The sequence below is a fragment of the Rivularia sp. UHCC 0363 genome, assembly GCF_034931125.1.
Taxonomy (GTDB): domain Bacteria; phylum Cyanobacteriota; class Cyanobacteriia; order Cyanobacteriales; family Nostocaceae; genus Rivularia.
The window spans coordinates 113,407-120,224 of sequence record NZ_JAYGHM010000010.1; the positions used below are offsets into that span (position 1 = coordinate 113,407).

6 protein-coding genes are annotated in these 6,818 nt (G+C 38.5%); 3 read left to right on the forward strand and 3 right to left on the reverse strand.

Features of this window, described 5'->3' with window-relative positions:
* Positions 1 to 11: 11 nt before the first annotated feature.
* Both VB797_RS08310 and der read right to left on the reverse strand, forming a co-directional pair.
* Positions 12 to 944 (reverse strand): energy-coupling factor transporter transmembrane protein EcfT, encoded by a 933-nt coding sequence (locus VB797_RS08310; RefSeq protein WP_323237204.1) that lies wholly within the window; start codon positions 942 to 944, stop codon positions 12 to 14.
* Between the two features lie 233 nt (positions 945 to 1,177).
* On the reverse strand, positions 1,178 to 2,548 hold the full coding sequence (der, locus tag VB797_RS08315) for a ribosome biogenesis GTPase Der (RefSeq protein ID WP_323237205.1): 1,371 nt from the start codon (positions 2,546 to 2,548) through the stop codon (positions 1,178 to 1,180).
* A gap of 115 nt (positions 2,549 to 2,663) precedes the next feature.
* On the opposite strand from der, the gene VB797_RS08320 reads away from it, so the two are divergent.
* Complete coding sequence (locus VB797_RS08320) at positions 2,664 to 3,521, forward strand: metallophosphoesterase (RefSeq protein WP_323237206.1); 858 nt, start codon at positions 2,664 to 2,666, stop codon at positions 3,519 to 3,521.
* Positions 3,522 to 3,562: 41 nt separating this feature from the next.
* On the opposite strand, the gene VB797_RS08325 is transcribed toward VB797_RS08320, so the two are convergent.
* Positions 3,563 to 4,273: an SDR family oxidoreductase gene (locus tag VB797_RS08325; protein ID WP_323237207.1), complete on the reverse strand. Its 711-nt coding sequence runs from the start codon at positions 4,271 to 4,273 to the stop codon at positions 3,563 to 3,565.
* A gap of 204 nt (positions 4,274 to 4,477) precedes the next feature.
* Between VB797_RS08325 and hemE the strand changes: the two genes are divergently transcribed.
* Positions 4,478 to 5,557, forward strand: coding sequence for a uroporphyrinogen decarboxylase (hemE, locus tag VB797_RS08330; protein WP_323237208.1), 1,080 nt, complete (start codon positions 4,478 to 4,480; stop codon positions 5,555 to 5,557).
* Between the two features lie 222 nt (positions 5,558 to 5,779).
* Positions 5,780 to 6,733, forward strand: coding sequence for an NAD(P)-dependent oxidoreductase (locus VB797_RS08335; RefSeq protein WP_323237209.1), 954 nt, complete (start codon positions 5,780 to 5,782; stop codon positions 6,731 to 6,733).
* Positions 6,734 to 6,818: the final 85 nt, after the last annotated feature.

Consider the following 6,818-nt stretch of genomic DNA (forward strand, 5'->3'; position numbering starts at 1 on the left):
TAACTCCCTTCTCAATTAACCTCATTTCCGATCGCGAACCTCACTCCCCAAAATAAAACTAATACTAAAATTGCTATCCAGTCAAAGGTTTTTAAACGTAAATTATGCCATTGAACTCGGTGCTTATCGGGGCCAATAAAACCCCGCACTACAATTCCGTTAGCCATTTGATCGGCTCGCAGAAGTAAATTTTGTAACAATCTCTCGGCGATCGTCATCCAAACTTTAACTGCTCCTTTCAATCCTAATTTTTTCCAATTAATTGCTCTAGTCATTACTGAACGAACTAAATTTTGGATTTCTTCTAAAACTAGAGGAATAAATCGCAAAGATAAAGTTAAAGTTAAAGCAATTTCGGTAACTGGCACTTTAAATCGCCTTAAGGGCTGCATCAGGGTTTCTATCCCGGCTGTAATTTCTTCTGGTGCAGTTGTCAGTAAATATAAAGTAGTACTGTATAAAACTGTGAAAAAAATAGTACTTAAACGCAATGCTAAATCAAAGGAATTCCGCGTTACTTTTACGGGTCCTTTGGCAAAAAGTACATAATTATATTTTTGGTAATTCTGGGGATTAAATATTGATAAAATTGGATTTTCTGTACTATCGGATGGTGGCTTTTCTATAGCCTGCTGTTCGGGTAAGCGTGGTTGATAGTCAATTCCCATCCCATCAGGACTTAAGGATGCAATAATTAAAACCAGAAAGCAAACTGATAGTAAATAACCCATTTGTTTCTGCCACACTCTCCGAGGAATGCCGGAAATTAATGTGGTAAAAATCAGCAACCCAACAAGTATTACCCGCCATAAAGTATTAGCAAAAATATAAGTAGTTAAAAAACTCATCAACCATATGAGCTTAACTCGCGGGTCTAATTTATGCAGCCACGTTATCGGTTGTTCTAAATAAAGTCCTAATGGTAGGGAACGTAGTAAATCCATTTAATAGTTAGGAGTTATATGATTTTAGATTTTAGATTTTAGATTTTGGATTAAATAATTCTGTTTTTCGGTACAATATCAAATAGTTTAAACTATAAAAAATACGATATAGATGTATTTAATCCTTGTCATCTCTTAAGTACTCATTCACTTAAAAATGACGGCTAATTAGTAACTTAGCGGTCAATCCAAAATCCAAAATCTAAAATCCAAAATCGATTGACCTTCAACCTTTAAACTGCTTTGACTCTAATTGCTCTGTTAGCAGGGACGTTTTCCATTTCGCGATTTTTCTTACTTCTCCATAAAAGACGAATCGGAGTTCCTTTAAAACCTAGTTGGTCTCGGAATTGACGCTCAATGTAACGACGATAATTGTCGTTGAAACGTTTAGCTTCGTTGACAAACAAAGCAATAGTAGGAGGTTCGGTACTAACTTGAGTTCCGTAATAAATTCTGCCTTGTTTCCCACTACGACTAGCAGGTGGTGAATGCCAGCGAAGGGCTTCTTCTAAAACTTCGTTAATTACTGAAGTACTTACCCGACGTTTGTGTTGCTCTACTGCTTGATTAACTAAATCTAATATTTTGATTACACGCTGTCCTTTTAAAGCGCTAACAAAAATCGTTTCCGACCAATCGGAAAAATGCAGTCTCCCTGACAGGTGTTTTTCGTATTCGTAAATGGTATGAGAATCTTTTTCAATCGCATCCCATTTATTTACAACAATTATGCAAGCCTTACCTTCATCAATTATTCTTCCAGCTAACTTTTGATCTTGGTCGGTGATGCCATCGAGAGCATCTATGACAAATAAAACCACATTGGAGCGTTTAATTGCTTTAAAAGCACGGTTAATACTAAAGAATTCGGTACCGTAATCAATGTTTTTCTTTCTTCTAATACCTGCTGTATCAATTAAGCGATAAACTTGTCCTTCTTTCTCAATAAAGGTATCGATCGCATCGCGAGTAGTACCGGAGATTGGACTAACAATTGCTCTTTCACTACCGACAAAAGCATTTAATAAACTTGATTTGCCGACATTTGGTCTTCCAATAATTGCGACTTTGATTTCATTGTTGTCTGCAATTTCAGAAGTAGGTGGAAGATGATCGAGTAATGCATCAAGTAATTCCCCCGTTCCATTACCGTGAATTCCTGACATCGCATAAGGTTCACCCAATCCTAACTGCCAAAAATCGGCGGCTTGCAGTAATCCTTGATCGGGAGACTCGCATTTATTTACAGCAACCAATACTGGTACTGACTGATGCCGTAACCATTCCGCAATTTCTAGGTCTGCGGGTGTCGCACCAGTTTGTCCATCTACAACAAAAATAGCCGCACTAGCTTCAGCCAAGGCTATCATTGCTTGTTGACGAATCATCGGTAAAAATTCTGTATCGTCATTGAATACTAAACCACCAGTATCAACTACCAAAAATTCGCGATCGCCCCAAAATGCATTTAGGTAAGTACGGTCTCGCGTCACTCCGGGTTCATCGTGAACGATAGCTGATTGCTGTTTGGCGAAACGATTGACTATAGTTGATTTTCCCACGTTGGGACGACCAATAATAGCTACTATAGGAAGACTCATAAAAGGATACTCCTGAAGCTCCAAACCTTTATTGTAACTATATGAGGGAAACAGTTCAAAATAATTAAAAATTCAATATTTTGGTACTGACTGATGAAATAGGAAAAATCGATGAATGAAACAAAAAACGCTTCTTCAAGCTCGAATGTTACTGTCAAGAGTTGTCAAAATTATTTTTATCACTAGCATTTGCGCTTTATTATACGCCCACTTCATTGAACCGAATTGGATTGATGTCAATTATGTACAGCTAAAATTACCTCACTTAGCATCGGAGTTTAACGGCTATCGTATCGTACAAATCAGCGATATTCATGTTGACAAACAAACTAAAAAACGGCGGTTGAATCATATTTTCCGGCTTGTAAATCGACAAAAACCAGACTTAATTGCCATTACCGGAGATTTTGTAACTCGTCGTCAAGCTAAATTTATTCCTAAACTAAAAGATACTTTAGGTCAGCTTAGTGCTTCACATCAAACAGTAGCAGTATTAGGCAATCATGATTACTGGGCTGATGCTAAAAAAATTACCGAAGTCTTAGCACAAACTAATATCCTGAATCTTGCCAACACAGTTTACACGGTCAAACGAGATAATGCCATGCTGCATATTGCAGGTGTAGATGATGTTTGGGTAGGTAAAGACCGCTTGGACTTGGTATTACAAGAATTACCTACTGATGGTGCAGCAATTTTACTCGCACACGAACCAGATTTCGCAGATACCAGTGCTGCAACAAATCGGTTTGACTTACAACTATCGGGACATTCTCATGCGGGACAAATACGTTTACCTTTTTTAAAACCACCAGCGCTTCCGGGTTTAGGTCGAAAATATTATGCTGGACTTTACAAAATAGGAGAAATGTTTGAATATACCAATCGAGGTATAGGTATGACTGGACTACATTTAAGATTTGCTTCGCGTCCGGAAATTACGGTGTTTATATTAGAAAGTAGGGAAAAATAATCGCCTTTGATCAGTTCCACGAATGCTAAAAATTTTTATATTTAAGCTCCTTTCGCACTCATAGCTGGAATTTGAATTTCTTTAATACAGGTAGAACGTGATAAAGAAAGTACACAGTCGATAACTCGTAACAAGTCTTGAAGAGGTATGGCATTTCCTTCAGATTCCCCAGCTTCTCTCAAATCAGATAGCACTTCTGGAGTACCGATATTTCCAGGATTAATAATTGTGACTGCGATTCTATCTTGACGTAATTCCTCTCGAAGTGCATGAACTACACCCCTTAACCCAAATTTAGAAGCAGAATTTGCTACTTCCCTTGCAGGAAAATTATCTAATCCAGATAAAGCACCCATAAATATAATCTTTGGGTTGGAAGATTTACGAAGATTGGGTAATAAGGATTTAGTTAAACGAATTGGAGCTAAAAGATTTACCAATAATACATTTTCAATATCTTCATCAGAGCATTTATCAAAAGAATACTCTTGAGTAAATGCGTTGTTTTCCCATGTCCCACCCATATAAAGTAAACCGTCAAGCACGCAATTACCGTAAGCATTACTAACAATTTCAATTCCTTTCTTTGTACTAATATCCGCTTTTACCCATTCACCAAAGGGAGAAGCAGAGCGGGAAACTGAAATTAGTCGATTAGTGCGAGAAACTAAATGCTCACAGACAGCAGCACCTATTCCTCGACTAGCACCAACTACAATCAAATTGTCAAAAATATTTTTCAATTGCAGCACCTTTCGATTATTTTTATGAGCTACTCTTACCAGGATATTTACAGCATCGAAAGAAAAATTTCAACCTTGATAAAATAATTGTAAAATCTTTACTTGACAACTTAATATTTTGCAACAAAACGCCTGAAAAAGCGCAATCAAAGAATGATAATCTAATAACCATGATTATTGTCAATAAACTAGTTATTTAGGAAGAATTATTAAATGGGTGTTTCCTCTAACACGCCTCATTTGCTCCGAGCCGCTCGCGGAGAAATTGTAGACCGTCCCCCCGTGTGGATGATGCGGCAGGCTGGACGATATATGAAAGCTTATCGCGATTTAAGGGAAAAATACCCTTCTTTTCGCCAGCGTTCGGAAATTCCCGAAGTTGCGATCGAAGTTTCCTTGCAGCCTTGGAAAGCTTTTCAACCCGACGGTGTAATTTTGTTCTCCGATATCGTGACTCCTTTACCCGGTATCGGTATTGATATGGATATTGCTGAAGGAAAAGGACCAATTATTGATAATCCTATTCGTACTCAAGAGCAAGTTGATCAACTACATTCGCTGCAACCCGACGAATCTTTACCATTTATCAAAACTATTTTGGAGTCGTTGCGATCGGAAGTAGGTAATAAATCTACAGTACTTGGTTTTGTTGGTGCGCCGTGGACTTTAGCTGCTTATGCAGTAGAAGGAAAAGGTTCTAAAACTTATTCGATTATCAAGAATATGGCTTTCTCAGAACCTGCCATATTGCACCAACTACTAACCAAACTATCAGATACTATCGCTACTTACGTCCGCTATCAAATTGACTGCGGCGCTCAAGTAGTACAAATGTTTGATTCCTGGGCCGGTCAATTGAGTCCTCAAGATTACGAAGTGTTTGCTTTACCCTATCAAAAAAGAGTATTCGAGCAAGTCAAGCAAACCCATCCAGATACACCATTAATTCTTTTAGTGAGCGGAAGTGCCGGTTTATTAGAAAGAATGAGTCAATCCGGTGCGGATATAATCAACGTAGACTGGACAGTAGACATGGCAGAAGCGCGAGTCAGATTGGGTAAAGAAATGAAAGTACAGGGAAATCTTGACCCAGGAGTACTTTTTGGCTCCAAAGAATTTATTCGTGATCGCATTCACGATACCGTCCGCAAAGCCGGAAATTGGGGTCACATTCTTAACCTCGGACACGGTGTAATGCCTACTACACCAGAAGAAAACGTCGCATTCTTCTTTGAAACCGCAAAGCAGTTAAATACCGCCAAAAGCGAAGTATTAGCAACTGCAAGCAAGTAGAAGTGAGGAGTGAGGAGTTAGGAATTAGGAGTGAGGAGTTATGAATTCAAAATTTTCTCTCCCCATCTCCCAATCCCCCCATCTCCCCATCCCCTTGTCCCCCCATTCCCCATCTCTTTTTTTCATCCCGACACTTTTGGTATCTAGTTGTAGTTGTTAGTTGTGAGTATAAAAGTTAAAAGTAATTACAATCATCTAACAATAAAAACCTAAGATTATTCTATGAGTCAGAAGCGGATTTTAGTTACAGGTGCAAGTGGCTGTATCGGTCATTACATCAGCGAACTATTGATACGAGAAACCGAACACGAGTTGTATTTGTTAGTGAGAAATCCAGACAAATTGAATATTGATACTGAAACCCGTGCTGGTATCCATGTTTTGCAGGGTGATATGCAAAAAATCGGGGATTTTGCTGAATTGATCAAAACTATAGATGTAGCAGTCTTAACAGCAACCGCTTGGGGTGGTACGGGAACTTTTGATATCAATGTAGTCAAAACAATCGAATTGCTTAATCTGTTAGATGTAGAAAAATGCGAGCAGGTAATTTATTTTTCTACAGCTAGCGTTTTAGATAGCAAAAATCAACCTCTTAAAGAAGCAGGGGAACTCGGTACAGATTATATTCGTTCCAAATTCGACTGTTTGCGGAGATTTTCAAAACTTGCGATCGCACCGAAAATCACCAAAGTTTTCCCCACCTTAGTTGTAGGTGGAGATGAAAATAAACCATTTTCTGCTGTGACATCCGGTATTCCCGAAGTCACGAAATACGTTGATTTGATTCGCTTTTTGAAAGCAGATGGTAGCTTTCACTTCATCCACGCGAAAGATATTGCTACCGTAATTAAACATCTAATTGATAATCCTCCCACAGCAGAAGATCCAAGAAAATATGTTTTGGGACAGGAAAAAATTACAGCGAATGAAGCAATAGAAGAAATTTGCCAGTATTTCGACAAAAAGATTTTATTCCGCATTCCTCTATCATCATCTTTAGCAGATCTAATAGTTAAAACCTTCAACATTCAAATGGCTGCATGGGATAGATTCTGCATGAAATATCGCCATTTTACCTACGAAGAAATAGTCAACCCTACCACCTTTAAATTACCAAATTATTGCTCCACTATGAGCGATGTTTTGAAAACTAGTGGTGTGGAGAAGAAGTAAGCGAGATGGGGAGATGGGGGGACAAGGGGACAAGGAGATGGGGAGATGGGGGGACAAGGGGACAAGGGGAAAGATAATTCTTAAC

Coding starts and splice junctions, on each gene's coding strand:
- VB797_RS08310 (WP_323237204.1), bottom strand. CDS start 944: ATGGATTTACTACGTTCCCTACCATTAGGACTTTATTTAGAACAACCG.
- der (WP_323237205.1), bottom strand. CDS start 2,548: ATGAGTCTTCCTATAGTAGCTATTATTGGTCGTCCCAACGTGGGAAAA.
- VB797_RS08320 (WP_323237206.1), top strand. CDS start 2,664: ATGAAACAAAAAACGCTTCTTCAAGCTCGAATGTTACTGTCAAGAGTT.
- hemE (WP_323237208.1), top strand. CDS start 4,478: ATGGGTGTTTCCTCTAACACGCCTCATTTGCTCCGAGCCGCTCGCGGA.
- VB797_RS08335 (WP_323237209.1), top strand. CDS start 5,780: ATGAGTCAGAAGCGGATTTTAGTTACAGGTGCAAGTGGCTGTATCGGT.